We start from the raw sequence: 19099 nt of genomic DNA on the forward strand, positions 1-19099 counted from the left end.
AACATGGCGGCAACGGCACGTAGCATTCGATCCGGCTCTTCGGCATCGCAGCGTCCTCAAGCCAAGCCGCAGGCGAGTTCTCGTCCGCAGCTGAGGGTTATCGCCAATGCTCATGGTGATAAGGAGCGCAGTGTGTTCGGACGCGTTCTCGAATGGACGAGAACGCGCACGGCGCCAATGGTGCATGTGATTATCGCAGTGGTATTTCTGGCCGCCACACTGTTGGGTGCGCTGATGTTGCGTACCGAGATGGTGCAGAATTCTTTTGAAGCCGCCGAAGTCAAGAGCCACATCAATGTGCTGACTCAGGATATTGAGGATGATCAGGCGAAGCTCGATCAATTGATTGCATCACTGCCGGATAAGGCCAGCGAAATGGGCATGGTCTCCAAGGGAGGCACTGCCACTATCGATCTTCAGGGATATCAGCAGCCGAAAGACGCGGAAGGCGGCACACAGTGAAATTATTTTCCCGCATCGTGCGGTTCGCCAAGGTGAAGACCTTCGCGTGCAAGTGCATCGCGATTGGTCTGGCTTTGGCATTCGTGGCGTCGCTATGCGTAGGACAGTTGGCGTCCATCCAACTGATTGACGGGCGTCAGATGGCGCAGGCCGCTACGGCGTCGCGTACTTCGCGAGTGACGCTCAGTGCCAAGCGCGGCCGTATTCTGGATGCCAATGGCACGGTATTGGCCCAGAGCGTTGAACGGTATACCATCGTTGCCAATCCTGAGGCCGCTCAGGAATTCACTCCGATTACCTGCAATAAAAACAATCAGGACTACTGCCATCAGATCGATGGCAAGCCAGTTGGAGTTACCGGTGCGGCTGCGGTCGGACGTCTGCTATCCAAGGAATTGGGCATCAGCGCTATGGAATTGGGCGCGGACCTGTCGATCAGCGGCCAATACGTCGTGTTGAAAAAGGATGTGACTCCACAGGTCAAGCGCAGCATCGACGAGCTCAATCTCGGCGGCATCGTCTGGGGAGAGCTCAGCAGCGAACGCATCTACTCGGATGGTGACCTGATGGGCGCATTGCTTGGCGGTGTGAACGACGAGGGCACTGGAGTGGCCGGCATTGAGCAGATGGAAAACAAAGTGCTCACCGGTACTGACGGGCATCAGACTTACCAGCGTGGTAATTACGGCGGTGAGGAAATTCCAGGCACCATGACCGAATCCGTGGCGGCAAAGGACGGCTCCGACGTCAATCTGACCATTGATCGAGACGTGCAATGGTACGTCAAGAAAATCATGAAGGAAGCCAAGTCCACCTACAAGTCGCCTTGGGTTATCGGCGTGGTACAGGATGTGCAAAGCGGAGAGATTCTAGCTCTTGCCGATAGCGATGAAGTGGATGCGGGCACTGATGAGGCGAAGTTAGGCGCATCCCGCGCTGTTTCGGAAACCTTTGAACCGGGTTCCATCGGCAAGTTGATTTCGGCTGCTGGATATCTGCAAACCGGCGAGCATAAGATGACGGACAAGTTCACCGTACCGAACTCGGTGACCGACAATGGACAGGACTTCAAGGACGCGTTCACCCACGGGGACATGCATTGGACCCTGGCAGGCATCCTGCAGAAGTCTTCCAACAACGGCATGGTGCTCGCCGGCAAGAACTACACCGATGACCAGCGTTACGAGTATCTCACCAAGTTCGGCATTGGCCAGTCCACTGGTCTGGATCTGCCCGGCGAATCCAACGGTGTGCTGACGAATCCATCTTCCTGGGATTTGCGCACGCGTAATACGGTGCTGTTCGGTCAGGGCTACACGGTCAACGCATTGCAGCTGACCAATGTGGTGGCCACTATAGCCAACAAGGGCGTGCGTCAACAGCAGTCGATTATCAAATCGACCACAAACGCGGATGGCAAGACCACGGAAACCAAGCAGGGAGAAGCCACCCGAGTAGTTGACGAATCCGTGGCGGCTGACGTAATGAACGCTATGGAATCCGTTGCAGAGGACTATAGCAAGTTCGTCAAGGTTGATGGCTACCGTATGGCGGCCAAATCCGGTACCGCAGAAGTGGCAGGAGACAATGGCTCCCTCAGCTCCATCATTTCCGATTACTCGGTGGTGATTCCAGCTGACAACCCACGCTTTGTGGTCACGGTGGTGATGAAGGACCCGCAAGGCTCCTATGGCGGCCTTACCGCAGGTCCGGTCTCCGCGCAGATTTGTGAGTTCCTTATGCAGAAATACGAGGTACCTGTTTCCAGTCCTCGCACAGATGCTATCCCAGTCACTTGGTGATGTTGCAGTGATAGTGAGTATGGAAGAAAGGCGTTAGCCCATGAGTGCGGTGAGCGAAGCCATTTCCCAGCGTATGACGTTGGGCATGTTGGCTGAGAAGTACGGTTTCGATATTGTTCCGCAATTCGCGTCCAATGTCACTATCACTTCGCTAAGTGATTCTTTGGATAGCGTGGGGCCGGGATCGCTGTTCGTATGCGGTGGCAGAATCGCTGAATTATCCCATGCCGCACAGGCTGGAGCATACGCGGCATTGCTGCCGCGCTCCTTGCAGCATCAGTGCCCGCAAGCGGATATCCCGTTGGTTTTTGGTGAGCTGAACGACCATGTTCTGGGAGACATGGCCGTGACGCTTGCCGGTTCTCCAACCAATGCGATGGCGGTATTCGCCGTAGCTGGCGATGATGACGACGAGATCAGCGCCGATGTGACGCAATTGGCTGATTTTCTCCATATGCTTGGCAACCCAGTGGCGGTGATTGATGCACAGGGATCCACGTCCATGACCCGCACGCTGAACCTGACATATCCGTTGGGAGTCCTTGACATGCAGCGCACACTGGCCGTTTGCGCCGAGGACGGTGTTGCCGCAGTGATTATTGCCCTGAATCCATCAACTGTGCGCAATCATGCTTTGGAATCGGTGAATGTCGACGTGCTGGGAATCGAACACAACACATCGAATCAGGATGTATCCGCGTTGAAAACGCAGTATTCGTTCATTTCCGACCGTGACCTTACTCTGACCGGCACCACTCAGGAATCCGATGACCTGGCATTGGAATCCCCGGTGGGATATGACAGAATCAGAGCGGGACATATGTCTTTGGCAATTTCGATGGTGCTGGCGGCAGGTGTACGAAAGAACAATGTGCGCAGCGCATTGCGGGTAGCGAACAATCTTAATTAATCATCCGCGGTGCCGCGAAAGTGCCGCACGGATTGCAAGGAGTGGAAAACATGGTTCCAATGAGTGTCGAGGAGATCGCGCAGGCGGTTGACGGTCGTATCATCGCCGGAGATGCTCCGGCCGGTGCGGCTACAAATGCGGTCAGCGATTCACGGCAGGTTACTGCTGGCTCGGTGTTCGTGGCCATTAAGGGTGAACGTGTTGACGGTCACGATTACGTGGGTAAGGTCGGTGCTCAGGGTGCCGTGGCTGCCATTGTCGATCATGAGGTGCCGGCCCAGGGCCTTGCCCAGATTGTGGTGAAGAACACGGTTGAGGCATTGGGACAACTGGCGAAGCATAATATCGAGCGCCGCCGCCAACTGCCAGGCGATTTCGATATCATCGGCCTGACTGGATCCGTGGGCAAAACCACCACCAAGGATCTGCTGTCGGCGCTGATGTCCACGCTCGGCCCCACTGTTGCCCCTATCGGTTCGTTTAATAACGAGATCGGCCTGCCTTTGACAGCGCTCAAGATCGATGGTGATACGCGTTTCTTCGTGGCTGAAATGGGTGCCAACCATTTGGGGGAGATCGCACGTTTGACGCGCATTGCTCCACCGAACACGGCCATAGTGTTGAAGGTTGGCGTGGCTCATCTGGGTGAATTCGGCTCTCGTGAACGTATTGCTCAGGCCAAGAGTGAGATTGTCGCAGGACTGCTTCCCAATGGTGTTGCCGTACTGAACGGCGATGACGACCATGTGGTTCCGATGGCCAAGATCGCCCCGGCGGACGTGATGTGGTTCGGCAAGAACGGTGATCATGAGCCTGAAGTGACGGCAACGGATATTACCGCGGACACGGACGACCATGCTGAATTCACGCTGCATGCTGCAGACGGCGCTCAAGTGCGTGTGCATCTGGGCATCCCCGGTGTGCACAATGTGATGAACGCATTGGCCGCGGCTACCGTGGCATTGCGTTACGGCATGTCGTTGGACGATATTGCGCAGGTGCTTCACGCGCAGCGCACAATCAGCCCTCATCGCATGGCATTGTCCGAGGTCAGCCGCGGGCAGGCGCATTTCACGCTGATTGATGATTCCTTTAACGCCAACCCCGATTCGATGAAGGCGGGCTTGGAAGGACTGAAAGCCTGGACGGCCAAAGACGGTGGCACGCCTTTCCGTGTGGCATTGCTCGGCGCAATGCTGGAACTTGGCCACAGCGAAACGGAACTGCACGATTCCGTAGGCCGTTTTGCAGCGGAACTGGGATTGGACGCCATCATCGCAGTCGGTTCCGATCAGGATGCGCATTTGCATGATATGGCTCAGGCTTTGGCTCGGGGGGCTGCGAGCGTAGCAGGAGCTTCAGTAGACTGTGTTGAGAATATTGATCGTGCCGAACAGCTGGTATTGGACATGGCTGCAAAGCATCCGGATACTGTCGTTTTGCTGAAAGGCTCTCATGCGTCGGGCTTGAGCGCGTTGGCGGAACGCTGGTCGACTAAGTAGTAGGTGCCAATTCACCGACAAGAGGAGAGAAACCACTCGTGATTGCTCTGATTATTGGAATGCTGGTGTCGTTGATCGTCACCTTGGTGGGCACCCCTATGCTCATCCAGCTTGTGCATAAACTGCATTACGGCCAATACATTCGCCAAGATGGGCCGAAATCGCATCTGATCAAGCGCGGTACCCCTACGCTGGGCGGTGTGGTGATTAATTTCGCCATTCTGCTGGGCTGGGGAGCTTCCGCATTGTACCGGTATCTGCGCTCGGGCGATGTGCCATCCTGGTCGGCGGTACTGGTGCTGTTCGCCATGCTTTCTATGGGCGTGCTTGGCTTCATCGATGATTTCGCCAAAGTGCGCAAGAAGCAGAATGAGGGCCTGACCGTGGGCGGCAAGTTCATAGGCCAGTTCATTTTCGCCACGATCTACGCGGTTTTGGCATTGATCATCCCCACGAAGTCCGGGTTCCCAAGCGCTCAGCCGGGCATGAGCTTCATTGAAAAGCCGTTCTTCAGCTTCGACTTCGCAGGCCGTGCTGTGGCCATCATTCTGTTCGTCATTTGGGTGAACTTCCTGATGACCGCGTGGACCAACGCCGTCAACCTCACCGATGGTCTGGACGGTTTGGCCGCAGGCTCTTCGATGATTTCATTCACCGGTTTCGGCGTCATCGCATTCTGGGAAAGCTACCACATCAAGGGTGGCGGCCATGAAGGTTACTCATATGCGGTCTCCGATCCACTTGATTTAACGATTATCGCCATCTGCGCTGCGGTGGCTTGCTTCGGATTCCTGTGGTACAACTCGAATCCTGCATCCATTTTCATGGGCGATACCGGTTCTCTCGCATTGGGCGGCCTGTTCGCAGCACTATCCATCGCCACCCATACCGAATTCCTGACGGTGATTCTCGGCGGCCTGTACGTGATGGAAGCCATGAGTGACGTTATTCAAGTTGGCTATTTCAAGATGACGCATAAACGTGTGTTCAAAATGGCGCCAATTCACCATCATTTCGAGTTGCAGGGATGGACTGAAACCAAGGTTGTGGTTCGATTCTGGATGATTGAGCTGCTCTTTGTGCTGTTGGCGCTTACTGTGTTCTATGGTGACTGGGTCGCACGCTCCGGTTTGTTGTTCAGCTGACGTAATGTAAGCGGCCTATCCTCGCTTCGGTGATTGGTGTATCGGGAGGAATGATGCAAGTAGCGGATAAGACAGTGGTTATCGCAGGACTGGGAGTGTCCGGAACTTCGTTGGCTCAAGTGCTGGCTGAGCGTGGCGCTCATGTCATCGGTGTTGATGAGCGCAAAAGCGAAGCTGATGTGCACTCGTTCGATCAGATTGATTGGGATGGCGTGGATTATGTGATGACCTCTCCGGTGTTCAATCCGCGTACACCATTTATTTTGGAAGCCCAGCGCCGCGGTATTCCGGTGATGAGCGAGGTCGAGTTCGCATGGCGGTTGCGCGTTAACAATGAGCGCACCGGCAAGCCTGCACCGTGGATTGGCATCACCGGAACGAATGGCAAAACATCCACCACGGAAATGACCTCGGAAATGCTCACCGCCTGCGGTATGGATGCACCTACGGCCGGTAATATCGCATCGGGGGACATGTCCATGAGCCTGTCTCGCTGCGCAACCAACCCTCATCATGATGTGCTGTGCGTTGAGCTGAGCTCGTTCCAGCTGCATTTCACTGATTCTCTCGAATTGGATTGCGCTGCAATCACCAATATCGCCGACGATCATCTGGACTGGCACGGCGGGCGTGAGAACTATGCCGCCGATAAGTCGAAAGTGTTCCAGCATGCCAAGCGTGCTATCGTCTACAATGCACAGGATGCTACGGTGAGCGAACTGGCAAAGTGTGCGCAGACCGCAGCCGGATGCCGCAAAATCGGTTTTACGCTGGCTGTGCCACAAGCCGGTGAAATCGGTATTGAAGATGGATGGATCACCGATCGAAGCGGCGTCTCATCCGGAACGATTGGAGAGCGGGTCAAGCTTGCCCCTATCACGGACTTCACTCATCTGATGGAGCCGAACGGCACCTTATACCCACATCTGGTAGCTGACGCATTGACCGCCTTGGCGTTGGTGCTTGGATTGGGCGCCGATGCTGAAATGGCGTTGAACGCGCTGAAGGCGTTCAAACCGGGCGGCCACCGTATCGAGACGGTGGCAGAAGCTCGGGTAGAAGGCGGCTCCATTCGTTTCGTGGATGATTCCAAGGCAACCAATGGGCATGCCGCACATGCTTCACTCTCCAGCTTCCCAGATAAATCCGTGGTCTGGATTGCAGGTGGTTTGGCTAAGGGCAGCCGTTTTGAACAGTTGGTGCATGATCAGGCGAAAACCATCAAGGCTGCAGTCATCATCGGCAAAGATCAGGAGCCGATGCGCGATGCCTTCCTGAGCCAGGCTCCGGATATTCCGGTAACGTTCATCGATTCGAGCGACAACGCAACTGTTATGGATCGTGCGGTCGAAGCTTGCGGACAGTATGCCGAAGCCGGCGATGTGGTACTGATGGCACCAGCCTGCGCTTCTATGGATCAGTTCAAGTCCTATGCCGATCGTGGCAACAAGTTCGCAGCAGCAGCCAAGACTTGGAGCGAGGTGCATGGCCTCCAATGAGTCTCCTGCGCGCCGTGTGCGCGCATCACAAGGCAAACCTGCCCTGACCATTACCGATTACACAGGCTGGCGTAGCCTGTTGAATCCGGTCTGGTGCTATCACGGTTTCCGCACGGCAGTGGTGGGCCTTACCTGCTTCGGCATCATCATGGTGTTCTCAAGCTCCACGGTGTCGATGGCTGCACAGGGAGTTTCCCCGTTCCTGCGATTGGCATCACAGGGAGCATTCTGCGCCATTGGCTTGGTTGCGGGTTTTATCGTCATGATGCTGCCGGTGCGTTTCTGGAAGCGTTTCGGCATCGCAGCAATGTGGATTGCCATTGCACTGCAGTTTTTGACATTAACTCCGCTGGGTGTCGACGTATATGGCAATCGTGGTTGGTTGAATTTAGGGTTCACTACCATTCAGCCTGCTGAATTCATGAAATTCGCCGTATGCGTGTGGCTGCCTACGTCCTTATATGCGTCCGGCAAACGATACCGTAAGGACGGCATCAAGGCATATGCCAAGCCACTGCTGATATATGGGTTCGGCTTGGTTGCCGTCATTTTGGGTAGAGACCTCGGTACCGCCATGATTCTGCTGTTCATCGGTTTTGCGGCATTTCTTGTGGCGGGATTCCCCGGCAAATGGATGATGGCGGGCATTATTGCAGCCGTTGTATTGGTTGCAGGTCTTGCCATATCCAGCCCGAACCGTATGCGCCGAATCCTGGCCACTTACGGTGATTGTTCGGCTGCGGATGCACAGACCGTCTGCTACCAGTCGATGCACGCCAAATATGCCATAGCGTCGGGAGGCTTCCTTGGTGTGGGCATCGGCAATTCGCGCGAGAAATGGAACTATTTGCCTGCAGCGCACAATGACTTCATCTTTGCCATCATTGGTGAGGAAACCGGTTTCGTGGGCTGCCTTGTGGTGATTGTGTTCTTTGTGATTCTCGGATGGTGCATGATTGCTGTGGCGCTGCAGGTCACTGATCGTTATGTGTCTATGGTGCTGATGTGCATTACCATCTGGCTTGTTGGTCAGGCGATGGTCAACATCGGTGTGGTTGTTGGCGTGTTCCCGGTGCTGGGCGTGCCTATGCCATTCGTTTCCGCTGGCGGCTCTTCGATGGTGATGTGTTTGACTGCAGCCGGTCTTGTTGTGGGACTTATGCGATGCCAACCGCAGATTAGGCAATCCCGTCAGAATGTGTAGAGTACACTCAGTAACCATGACTCAAGGAACACCCCATATCGTTCTCGCCGGCGGCGGTACCGCTGGGCATGTCAATCCTCTGCTTGCTGTGGCTGATGCCATTCGAGATATCGAACCGTCTGCGCAGGTTACCGTTATTGGCACTGCCGTTGGTTTGGAGAAAGACCTCGTACCGAATGCGGGGTATGAGCTGGACACCATCGAAAAGGTGCCGTTCCCTCGCCGCCCGAATTTATATATGCTCAAGTTCCCGGCGAAATGGAAACGCGAAACAGCTAAGGTGCGCAGCATTCTAGAGAAGAGGCAGGCTGATGTTGTGGCCGGTTTTGGCGGCTATGCGTCGGCGCCGGTATATGCTACGGCACATAAGATGGGGATTCCTATTGCCATCCATGAGCAGAATGCACGCGCCGGTATGGCCAATAAGCTTGGTGCCCGTTGGGCCGACTTCATCGGTACCGTTTATGAGCACACCGGGCTGAAGCCGGCAGCGAATGCTCGTATCGAACGTGTCGGTTTGCCTTTGCGTCCGGCTATTGCCGCGCTGGCTCAGCGTATGGAACAGGATAGGGGAGCGGTGCGCCGGGAATCGGCCGCACTGCTGGGCGTCGATCCGGATCGTCCGCTGGTGTTGGTCACAGGCGGTTCTCTGGGCGCACAAAGTCTGAATCGTGCCATTGCCTCTTCCGCAGCTGATTTGCTGGCTCATGCGCAAATCATTCATTTGACGGGGCGCGGAAAGATCGATGAAGTTCGTGATTTGGTTTCCAAATCGGTTAAGGCGGACGTGTTTACGGGTCTTGGCCCGGATTCGGCCGGTAAAGGTGATTATCATGCCGCTGAATATCTGGAACGCATTGATTTGGCCTTCGCCTGTGCCGATCTGGTTATTTGCCGTGCTGGAGCCGGCTCGGTGTCTGAACTTGCGGCACTGGGCCTGCCTGCCATTTACGTGCCATTGCCGATAGGCAACGGTGAACAGCGTTTCAATGCCGAACCGGTCGTTCAGGCAGGTGGCGGATTGCTGGTGGCGGACAAGGATATGACTCCGGTTTGGGTTCATGACCATGTGCCCGCATTGCTCGCCGACCAAGAACGCTTGGCTGATTTCGGTCGGAAAGCTTGGGAATACGGCATTCGTGATGCTGCGGCAATCATGGCGCATCGAGTGTTAGATCTCGCCGGCTCGCAGTCAGCCTGAAATGACCGAACCTGAGACGACATACAATATGTGGTTAGGAATAATCCTTCAAGGAGAGTCAATTGTCTCAAGAATCCATTGTGCTTGATCCCACGCGCGCCGCGTTTGATGCGCAGGCAATTCCAGCCAATCTCGGCTCCACCCACTTTATTGGCATCGGCGGTGCGGGAATGAGCGTATTGGCTGAAATGCTGCATGCTGAAGGCGTGCAGGTTGACGGATCGGATCGTGAGCACAGTGCTAAGACGGATCGTCTCGAAGCACTCGGTATTACTGTGGAATTTGGCCAGAAGGCTGAGAATGTGGCCGATGCATCCACTGTGGTGTATTCAAGCGCTATTAAGCCGGATAATCCGGAGATCGTGGCCGCTCACGACGCCGGTAAGCGAATCGTGCACCGCAGCGACATTCTGGCATTGCTGATGAACGGCAAGCAGGCTGTTACGGTGGCCGGCGCGCATGGCAAAACCACCACCAGTTCTATGCTGGCACACATTCTGGTACATGCTGGCATTGATCCAAGCTATGCAATCGGCGGCTCCATCCAGGGGCCGGATGGCAGCACGCTTGATGGCGGACATGCAGGCAATGGTTCCGTGTTGGTGGCGGAAGCCGATGAATCTGACGGCAGCTTCGCCAAGTATCATCCGACTATCGCCATTATCACGAATGCGGAAGCCGACCACCTGGACCATTACGGTGACGAGGAACACTACCGTGCTGCTTTTGTCAACCATGCCGGGCACGCTACCGGTCATGTGGTGATTTGCGCCGACGATAAGGACGCGCTTGCTGTATTCGAAGCGTTGCCTGCAGAAGTCAAGAAGCATACGGTCGTATACGGCACCACACCGAAAGATCAGTTGCCTGATTTGGCGGGAGCCGCATTGGTGGCTATTGCTTCCGAAAGTGAGACCGCTGGCAGCGGCACGGAACAGCTCACCTTGGAGTTGCCGGTTGCAGTGACCGGAGATGAATCGGTTTGTCAAAGTGTGGCGTTGAAGGTTCCCGGCATCCATAATGCGCGTAATGCCGCTGCCGCCATCACTTCGGCAGTGCTGCTGGGTGTTAAGCCCGCCGATGCGGCAAAGGCCGCTGGCACCTTCCTTGGGGCTGCTCGTCGTTTCCAGGTGCGCGGCACGGTGAAGCAGGTTACCGTGGTGGATGATTACGCGCACCATCCCACCGAAATCGTGGCTTTGCTTGATGCGGCTCGCCGTCGCTATCCGCAAAGCGTCATTCGTGTGCTGTTCCAACCGCACTTGTTCTCTCGTACCAAGTTCTTTGCCCGTGAATTCGCCGAGGCTCTTTCCAAGGCTGACGATGTTATTGTCACCGGTATTTTCCCCGCGCGCGAAAAGCAGGAGGATTTCCCGGATGTAAGCCCGGATACCATCGTGGATGCGGCTCAAGGGCTGAAGGATGAATCACAAGGTGCTTGGATTCAGTCGGTTGATGATATGTGCCTGGCCGCTAAGATGATGGCTATGCGTGCGCATCACGGCGATGTGATCTTCACTGTGGGAGCTGGAGACATCACCGATATGGATCAGGTGCTGCTGACCGCTCTGGAAGCGCATAGGGAGAGCTGCGAGTAATGGCCGGCCGTACGGTCAGTTCTTCAGGCTCTGCCTCTTCTTCAGGCAAGCGTAAAGCTCGCGTTGTTGAATCTCACACGCATCAAGGCAAGACGCCACGCAAGCCACGCACTCGTGCAGGGCGAAGCGTGGCTTCGAACCTTAAATCGCAGCCGGAGATTCAGGATGTGACTGTTGCCAAGGGCAAAGCCGGGGCTTTTGTTGACGCTCGCGCGTTGCGCAGCGAGGACTATGTAGCGGAAACATTGCGCCAGACCACAGGCCCTCTCGGGGTGGCCTCACGCCCGAAGGTGGTTGATTTCAAGGCGCGTGCCAAGGAACGCAGAAAAGCCGGAGTGCGAGTTCTTGCTGCGCGCGTCGCCATTGGAGCGTTGGCGTTGCTACTTGTAGGCGCATTGCTGTGGCTGCTGTTGTTTTCCTCGGTGTTCCGGTTGGAATCAAATGCCATCAGTGTTTCTGGTGCTAACGAGTGGGTGAGTAGCGAAACCATTCACAGCATTGCGAATAAGCAGTCCGGCAAATCCTTGTTCTTGGTGTCATCCAATGATGTAGCCAATCAGCTGAAAGCGATTCCGGGTGTTAGCGAGGCAAAGGTTTCCAAGCATTTCCCCAAATCGATGAGTGTGGCAATCAAGGCCCAAAAGCCTGCTGCTATGCTGAAAAGCGGCAGTACGCTTACAGCTGTGGATGATCAGGGACGAGTGTTGAACTCAGTGGAGAATGCCGATGTTCAAGGCATTCCGGTGATTGAGGTCAAGAATGTGGAGAAAAGCCTGAAGAATCGCTCGGTGAAAGGTGCGCTGACGATTTTGGCGGCTTTGCCGGAATCCATGCGCCAGCAGATTACCAAGGTCACGGTGGCAACCCAGGATTCAGTGACAACTACATTGAACGATGGCGAGCATGTGATTGTCTGGGGTGATTCTTCACAGCTGAAACTCAAGATGGCCGAAGTCGATAAGATTTTGAACGATCCCAATGTGATTGGTGACTACAAGCAAGTTGATGTGTCTGCACCGAGCAGACCAATTCTGAAGTAAGTGGTAGTTGCTGGTGTCGGATTCATCTACGCAAAACTATGACAAAGGCCGCATAACCATTAGGTTATGCGGCCTTTTGAATCGTGGAGGCGCGGGGAATTGAACCCCGGTCCGATGACCGAGCCCACAGTCTTCTACGTGCGTAGTCTGCTGGCCGTGCGGCGATTTTTCTGCCCCCATCTGTGTCGCAGACAACCGATGGCGAGCATATCCGCAGTTAAAGTCCCGATGCAGCCCTGAGGCTCAACTGCATCAGCAAGTCTTCTTAACGACGCTCAGCATCCTCCCAAAGACGAGGAGGAGTGAACGGAGCGGCTGCTCACTGGTTAATCCTGGCGCGAAGCTCAGGCAGCGAGAGCGAACTCAGTGCGGTTAGATTTAGCACTTATTCTTTTGTCGGGGTCATCCACGAGTGGACCCGACGTTCTCGGCACGCTTCCCTGCAGCGAACAGGTCACCGTCGAAACCGATCGCCCCCAATATTGAGTTATCAAACTCTTCCGGCTCTTTTCGGCCGGACTTTTCAATATATCCCTTTACTGGTAGGAATGCAAATCAATACCGCAAATCAGCTCATGGAGATATGAAAAAGCCTGCGTGAACCGAAGGGGAAGATTCACGCAGGCTCGTCTTGGAATGGCGCTAGAAGCGGCTATCAGGCCTCAGCCTTCTTGCCTTCGAGCACCTTGTAGGCAAAGCCCATCACCAGCACGTACAGGCAGCCGACGGCCATCACGAGGATGCCACCGAACTGGCCGGCAGCGTCAGCGGCCACACCCATGATCGGCGGGAAGATAGCGCCACCGATGAGGCCCATGAGCATGAGGCCGGAGATCTCGTTCTGACGATCCGGACGGTACATGAGAGCGTGGGAGAGGAACAGGGAGAACACGTTGGAGTTACCGAAACCAACCAGGGCAACAGCGACCCAGAACAGCCAGACCGGCGGGTTATCCTGCACCAGGGAGAAGATGGCGAAGCAGACAGCGGACAGGGTCATGATGACACCGCAGATGCGCAGGCCGACCTTGTTGGAGATCTTCTGCAGCACGATACCGCCGGTGAAGCAGCCGATCATACGAGCGATGAAGTAGACCATAGTTGCGGTTGCGGCGATTTCAGTGAACTGGTCGCCGGTGTGCTCGGTCAGGATTCGCGGAGCCTGAGCGTTGATGCCAACGTCCACACCCACGTGAGCCACGATGCCGAGGAAGCACAGGAAGACGATGCCATCGGAGAACAGGAGCTTGAAGCAGCGGCCGATGGTGGTGGTGCCTGCATCCGGAGCGGGCTCCTCGATCTTATCGAAGGCGAGCAGGATGTAGCCGATGATGCCGATGACGAAGTAGATCACGAAGAGGATCCACCACATGCCGAGCTTGGTGGCGCCCCAGATGGCAATGTATGGAGCGAACAGGGAAGCGAAGGCCTTGACGAACTGGCCGGTGGTCAGGGTGGAAGCGAGCTTATCGCCCTTGACGAACACGGTCAGCAGCGGGTTCAGGGAGACCTGCATCAGGGTGTTGCCGATGCCGAGGAAGGCGAAGGAGATAACGATGAGAACCAGGCGAGGAGTGCCGGAGAGAGCCACGTAGGCGATGATCGGCAGAGCCATAGCCACGAGGGTGACCAAAATGGACCACAGCACGGTCTTGCGGCGACCGATCTTGTTCATCAGCATGCCGGTCGGCACGGAGAAGATCAGGAACCAGAAGAACACCATCGTGGTGAACAGGTTGGCGGTACCATCCGCCAATGCGAACTCGCCCTTGACGTAGTTCGTCGCGGTGCCGACCAGGTCGACGAAGCCCATGACGAAGAAGGCGAACATTACCGGCAGGATCTTGGCAAATCCAGCGTTGCCGGCCTTAGTAGTTTCGTTGCTCATTATTGAATTCCCTTTTTCTTAACTGCAATGAGACAATGAATATTTCGGTTTTCAGTTATGTTTTCCACGTCTTTAGGTACAGCTCACGCCGGGGAGGCGGTGTTTCTTATGGAATCCTGGACTTCATTGTCCGGCGTGAGCTGGGCCCGAAAACGGGAGGAAAGGAGAGGGCTTCAGCTTTTATTCAGAGCTGAAGCGTGGAATCACTTGCCTTCGTTGGCGAGGTAGTCGGTCATCTCGGTCGGGTAGTCCGGCCAAGCGCCAGCCTGGGTGCAGACGAATGCAGCAGTGTTGACAGCCTTGCGGTGGGCGTCCGACAGGGAGTCGCCCAGCAGGGTGCGTGCGGTGAAGGTGCCGGAGAAGGAGTCGCCAGCGCCAACGGTGTCCACAACCTCGACGTGCGGGGTGTCCAGAGTGGAGGACTCGCCCTTGCGGGAGATCACGGTGGAGTAGGCGGAGCCAGCGGTCAGGATCACGTAGTCGAGATCGAACTCGTCGAGGAACCAACGGCAAGCGTCCTCACCGGAGGTGCCGCGAATGTCGAACATGTCGCGCAGGAGCAGCAGCTCTTCATCGTTGATCTTGAAGACGGTTGCGGCCTTCAGCAGCTCTTCGATGAGTTCCTTGGAGTAGTGGTCACCACGCAGGTTGATGTCGAAGAACTTCATGGCACCCGGCTTGGTGTGCTTCAGGAGCTCCATGATGGTGGCGTGGGTCTCAGGGGAGCGCAGAGCCAGGGTACCGAAGCAGATGGCGTCGGCCTTGGAGACCACGTCGATGAGCTGACGGGTGTATAGAATGTGATCCCAGGCAACACCCTTGACGATGGTGTACTCCGGGATGCCGTTCTTCAGGGCAACCTCAACGGTGGAGGTCGGCCAAGCGTTGCGCTGGATGACGGTGTTGATGCCAGCTTCGTCCGCCTTGGCAACCAGCTCGTCGCCGAGCTCGTCCTCACCGACGGCGCTGATAGCCCAGCCTTCGGCACCATTCTTCATCGCATGGTAGGCGAAGTTCACCGGAGCGCCACCAGCACGCTTGCCGCCAGGCAGCATATCCCACAGCAGCTCACCGAGGCTCAGAACGATTGGGTTGGACATGATGGTTCCTTTCCTTATTTCTTCTTGGTGTGATTCCGTATGGAAATTTCACTGTTGATGTCTTGGTTCAGGAGACATCAAAGAACATCGAGGGATGTTCCAAAAATTGAGTGACCGCCACGGCAGCTGCACCGGAGACGGCGGCATCTGCAGACAACGTGGACAGTGTGATGGACGTGGTGTTATAGATTTCCGGGATGGACCGTTCTTCCACCGTGCTGAGCACCTCTTCAAGGAACATCGGTCCGGCTTCGGACACGATATCTCCAATGATGATGTGCTTGGGATTAAAGCCGTTGAAAATAGTGACGCAGCCATAGCCCACATACCGCGCGATGCTGCGCACCATGCTGATGGCCTGCTCATTGCCGGCCTTTGCCTGTGCGAACAAGGCGCGCGTGGCGTCGGTATGGGTCATGTCTGCAGCTCCCGGAACCAGCACGCCATCTTCGATGAGCATATTGTGAATGGCCGGGGTAGAGCAGTAGCGTTCGAGGCAGCCGATATTGCCGCAGTCGCAGGGGCGTCCGTTCACATCCACGGAGATATGGCCGATTTCGGTGGCGGCACCGAGGAATCCGTTGATAAGACGTCCGTTTTCGATAACGCCGAGACCAACGCCTTCGCCCACGAGATAGTAGGCGAGATTGTCGCTGGTGTGAACGGCCGGGTCGAACAAGAAATGAGCCAAAGCGCCTGCACGAGCATCCTGTTCGATGAACAGCGGTACGTGGAAGGCGGAAGCGAATTCGTTGATGAAGTTGATTCTGCGCCAACCCTGCATGCTAGAAACGACAGCGGTGCGGCCTTCATTACGCAGATACGGGCCCGGCACAGCCATACCGATGGCCACGATGGAAGTGTCTTCGCTGAGAAGCTGGGTCAAACGCTGATGAATGATAACGATGGTGTCGTCAATGGTGTTGTCGTATACGGTCGGCAGCGTTTCCAGATGAAGCGCATTGCCACACAGGTCGAATACTCCGATTTGCACCAGCGAACGGGCGAATTTCACGCCGATGATATGGAAACGGGTGGTGTCGAGCTCGAGGCCGATGGAGCGGCGGTTCTTGGACCCCTCAATATCGCCGGTCTCTTCAATGACTCCGGCTTCGATGAGTCGGGCGGTGATCTTGGTGATTGCCGCCGGCGTCAAATCCAATGCTTTGGCGATTTGTGCTCGGGAGCTGATGCCGTTGTGGTACAGGTGCTGGAGAATGCGGGAACGGTTGGATTCGGAAACGCTAGCTTGTGAAGTAGCTTGCTTGGCTTCAAGTGCCATGAATCCTCCTTGTCCTGCCGCGTTGCGAGTAATCTCGTCCGCTCGTCTTTGAATCTGAACTTGATTAAGATATTAACGACGTTAATTGATTCACGCAATCAACCCAGCGGTTCGGCGTGTCGAAATTTTTGGCGTCATCTGCTAATTTGTTAAGAAGGTTGTCAATACTCTAGGGCACACTGATAACACACAGCGTTCAATGGAGAACAAAAGGAGCAAGTAATGAGTGAACAGGCCTCGAACAAATGGCGTATCGGCGTTGATGTGGGCGGCACCAAGATCGAAGCGGCTTTGATCGATGAGCTGGGCCGCGTGGTACGTACTGCGAGAATACCGGCCCGTCACGGCGAAGATGCCGTGATTGAAGACATCGCCGCTGTTGCGGGGCAGGTGTGTGATGACGACTTCAGCCAAGTGGCAAGCATCGGCATTGGCACTCCCGGACAAGTGGACTTTGTTTCCGGTCATGTCGACAATATCGTCAACCTCGAGGTGACCTCGCTGGATATGGGTCCGTTGGTGGCGCAGCGTACCGGCGTGCCGACTCATGTTGAGAACGATGTGAATGCGGCTGCTCTTGGTGCTGCCACGGTGCTGGGAGGGGGGACGAGTCTGCCCAGTGTTGTGGCATTCCTGAATTTCGGCACCGGTCTTGCGGCTGGCCTGGTGCAGGATGGTGTGCTGCTGCATGGTGCGAGTGGTGCGGCCGGGGAGGTTGGCCATATTCCGGTGGAGCCGCACCGCCTCAAGTGCCCTTGTGGCCAGTATGGCTGCCTGGAGACCGTATGCTCCGGCGCTTCTGTGGCAAGGCTGTGGCCGTCGGCCGATCCGGCGATGCCTGATCTGATTCGTCGTGCCAAGAAGCGTGAGGCGAAGGCTGTGGACGTGCTGGATATGGTGGTGCGCGCTATCGGCGATACCATTCAGATTGTGGCGCAGTCTATGGATCCTTCAGTGATTATTCTGGGTGGCGGCATGGCTAAGACCGGCGATCCGTTGGTCGAAGTCATCACTGCTGAACTGCGACGCAGGGAATCGCAATGCCGATTCCTCGCATCGCTGGATCTTCCAAGCCGCTTGCGTTTGGCTCCGTTGGATCAGCCTGTTGGTGCCATCGGTGCTGCCGTTGCCGCCTGATCTGCAGATTGCATACGGCGGAACCGTTGCAAGCAGTTTTACTTAACGACAAGGGGCTGGCTCCGCATATCAATTATGCGGAGCCAGCCCCTTGATGTATTCGTTATGATTCATGCGCGGTGGCGGTTGAGTCGGGCTGTCGGCGCCTCACTGGCTCAGATAATGCACGAGCACGGCAATCGCCTCGCCCTGCACAGTGATATCCGATCCGCATTCGCAGCGGCGAATAACAGTGTGCTTGTGGAATGTTGAGGATGTGCTGGCGTCAAGATACTGCTGAGCCGCATCGATGAACGTTGCATTGACGATATCCGGTTGGCCATACACGCAGACATCCGCCATATCAAGTAAACCGACCGGCATAGAAAGCGCTTGACCGAGATGTTGCCCGGCTTGAGCGAGAATCGATACCTTCTGCTGCTCGTCGGCGTGAACGAGCTGCTTGCGCAATGCGTTGTCGGAAATCATGGTTTCCAGACATCCGCGCTTGCCGCAGGGGCATTCAGGACCATTGAGGTCGATGGAAATATGTCCGATTTCGCCCGCCGCATGCATCTCTCCCTTGACTGGCGTGTCATTGATGAGAATGGCCGAGCCGATGCCGCTTTCAATGCGTACGAAAATCATGTTCTTATCGCCTTGGCCGAAGAATCGTTCGGTCAGCATGGCCGCGGTGGCATCATTGGTCACAGTGACGTTGGTGCCAAATCGCTCCTGAAGGGGAGTGGAAAGGTCCATATCGTGCCAGTCGAGCCAAGTGGATCGCTTGACCACGCCGCCGTCCACCACGCCGGGGGAGGCGATGCCCACGCCGATGACGGTGCCCTCGGCCATGCTCATCATTTTTTCGATAAGTTCGCCGATCATCTCCAGCGTGACCCGTTCTCCGGCTCCAAGCGTGATTTCCGCATGGCGCAGCGCCTGCCCCAGAAGGTTGGTAACCGCACCGTGAAGCATATGGTCCTGAGTCAAATCAAGGCTGACGATATTCAGCCGGTCGATATCAATGCTGAGCAAGGTGCCACGCTTGCCTTTGCCGCCACTTGGCGCTTGACCGGTTTCGCGCAGAAGTCCTTCGTCCAACATTTGGCCCACCACATCGGAAACTGCTACTCGACTCAGGCCGGTGAGTCGGCCAAGGTCGGCGCGTGAATACTGATTGGTGGGGAACAGCAAAGAAAAAATAAGCTGACGATTATTGCGGCGCACATCCGCAGGCGACGATTTGGCCGACTGGCTGTGCGATGGCGAGGCGGCTCCAAAGAGTGACATTATTCCTCCTGTCTGGATGAACATGCGCTCCGGAGCATGCAATGCTCGTTGCATATG

Annotated in this window: 15 protein-coding genes and 1 other RNA gene; 11 read left to right on the forward strand and 5 right to left on the reverse strand. The window is 55.9% G+C overall.

The window, feature by feature from the left end; translation table 11 throughout:
- Window positions 1-3 precede the first annotated feature (3 nt).
- The 10 genes from ftsL to BISA_RS02535 all read left to right on the forward strand — a co-directional run bounded on the left by ftsL (window position 4) and on the right by BISA_RS02535 (window position 12363).
- Window positions 4-462: a cell division protein FtsL gene (gene ftsL, locus BISA_RS02490; RefSeq protein ID WP_033890032.1), complete on the forward strand. Its 459-nt coding sequence runs from the start codon at window positions 4-6 to the stop codon at window positions 460-462.
- Entirely contained in the window at window positions 459-2264 is a 1806-nt protein-coding gene (locus BISA_RS02495) for a peptidoglycan D,D-transpeptidase FtsI family protein (protein ID WP_051917302.1), read from the forward strand. Before ftsL ends, BISA_RS02495 begins: the two co-directional genes overlap by 4 nt.
- Window positions 2265-2304: 40 nt before the next feature.
- Complete coding sequence (locus tag BISA_RS02500) at window positions 2305-3174, forward strand: hypothetical protein (protein WP_033890033.1); 870 nt, start codon at window positions 2305-2307, stop codon at window positions 3172-3174.
- 50 nt (window positions 3175-3224) lie between these two features.
- The gene (locus tag BISA_RS02505) at window positions 3225-4676 is read left to right on the forward strand and encodes a UDP-N-acetylmuramoyl-tripeptide--D-alanyl-D-alanine ligase (RefSeq protein ID WP_033890034.1); all 1452 of its coding nucleotides are present in this window, start codon (window positions 3225-3227) and stop codon (window positions 4674-4676) included.
- Window positions 4677-4714: 38 nt separating this feature from the next.
- On the forward strand, window positions 4715-5821 hold the full coding sequence (mraY, locus tag BISA_RS02510; RefSeq protein WP_033890036.1) for a phospho-N-acetylmuramoyl-pentapeptide-transferase: 1107 nt from the start codon (window positions 4715-4717) through the stop codon (window positions 5819-5821).
- A 53-nt stretch (window positions 5822-5874) separates the two neighbouring features.
- Window positions 5875-7320: a UDP-N-acetylmuramoyl-L-alanine--D-glutamate ligase gene (gene murD, locus BISA_RS02515; RefSeq protein ID WP_033890037.1), complete on the forward strand. Its 1446-nt coding sequence runs from the start codon at window positions 5875-5877 to the stop codon at window positions 7318-7320.
- Window positions 7307-8524 (forward strand): putative lipid II flippase FtsW, encoded by a 1218-nt coding sequence (ftsW, locus tag BISA_RS02520; RefSeq protein ID WP_033890038.1) that lies wholly within the window; start codon window positions 7307-7309, stop codon window positions 8522-8524. The genes murD and ftsW overlap by 14 nt, the downstream gene beginning before the upstream one ends.
- Window positions 8525-8540: 16 nt before the next feature.
- Window positions 8541-9725 carry a UDP-N-acetylglucosamine--N-acetylmuramyl-(pentapeptide) pyrophosphoryl-undecaprenol N-acetylglucosamine transferase gene (locus tag BISA_RS02525; RefSeq protein ID WP_033890040.1) on the forward strand — a complete coding sequence of 395 codons (1185 nt, stop codon included), beginning with the start codon at window positions 8541-8543 and terminating at the stop codon, window positions 9723-9725.
- Window positions 9726-9787: 62 nt separating this feature from the next.
- The gene (gene murC / locus BISA_RS02530; protein WP_033890041.1) at window positions 9788-11323 is read left to right on the forward strand and encodes a UDP-N-acetylmuramate--L-alanine ligase; all 1536 of its coding nucleotides are present in this window, start codon (window positions 9788-9790) and stop codon (window positions 11321-11323) included.
- Complete coding sequence (locus BISA_RS02535; RefSeq protein WP_033890042.1) at window positions 11323-12363, forward strand: cell division protein FtsQ/DivIB; 1041 nt, start codon at window positions 11323-11325, stop codon at window positions 12361-12363. Before murC ends, BISA_RS02535 begins: the two co-directional genes overlap by 1 nt.
- An 81-nt stretch (window positions 12364-12444) precedes the next feature.
- Here BISA_RS02535 and ssrA read toward each other — a convergent pair.
- From ssrA to BISA_RS02550, 4 genes are all read right to left on the reverse strand, one after another.
- Window positions 12445-12841: a transfer-messenger RNA gene (gene ssrA, locus BISA_RS12465) on the reverse strand.
- Between the two features lie 177 nt (window positions 12842-13018).
- Window positions 13019-14251, reverse strand: coding sequence for an MFS transporter (locus BISA_RS02540; RefSeq protein ID WP_033890043.1), 1233 nt, complete (start codon window positions 14249-14251; stop codon window positions 13019-13021).
- Between the two features lie 203 nt (window positions 14252-14454).
- Window positions 14455-15351 (reverse strand): carbohydrate kinase family protein, encoded by an 897-nt coding sequence (locus BISA_RS02545; protein ID WP_033890044.1) that lies wholly within the window; start codon window positions 15349-15351, stop codon window positions 14455-14457.
- A gap of 67 nt (window positions 15352-15418) precedes the next feature.
- Window positions 15419-16633, reverse strand: a complete 1215-nt coding sequence (locus tag BISA_RS02550) for an ROK family transcriptional regulator (RefSeq protein WP_033890046.1) — start codon at window positions 16631-16633, stop codon at window positions 15419-15421.
- A gap of 222 nt (window positions 16634-16855) precedes the next feature.
- Here BISA_RS02550 and BISA_RS02555 point away from each other — a divergent pair, with 222 nt between their 5' ends.
- Window positions 16856-17770 (forward strand): ROK family protein, encoded by a 915-nt coding sequence (locus BISA_RS02555; protein WP_033890047.1) that lies wholly within the window; start codon window positions 16856-16858, stop codon window positions 17768-17770.
- 147 nt (window positions 17771-17917) lie between these two features.
- Here BISA_RS02555 and BISA_RS02560 read toward each other — a convergent pair whose 3' ends face one another.
- Window positions 17918-19042 carry an ROK family protein gene (locus BISA_RS02560; RefSeq protein WP_033890048.1) on the reverse strand — a complete coding sequence of 375 codons (1125 nt, stop codon included), beginning with the start codon at window positions 19040-19042 and terminating at the stop codon, window positions 17918-17920.
- Window positions 19043-19099: the final 57 nt, after the last annotated feature.

The organism is Bifidobacterium saguini DSM 23967, assembly GCF_000741715.1.
Classification (GTDB): domain Bacteria; phylum Actinomycetota; class Actinomycetes; order Actinomycetales; family Bifidobacteriaceae; genus Bifidobacterium; species Bifidobacterium saguini.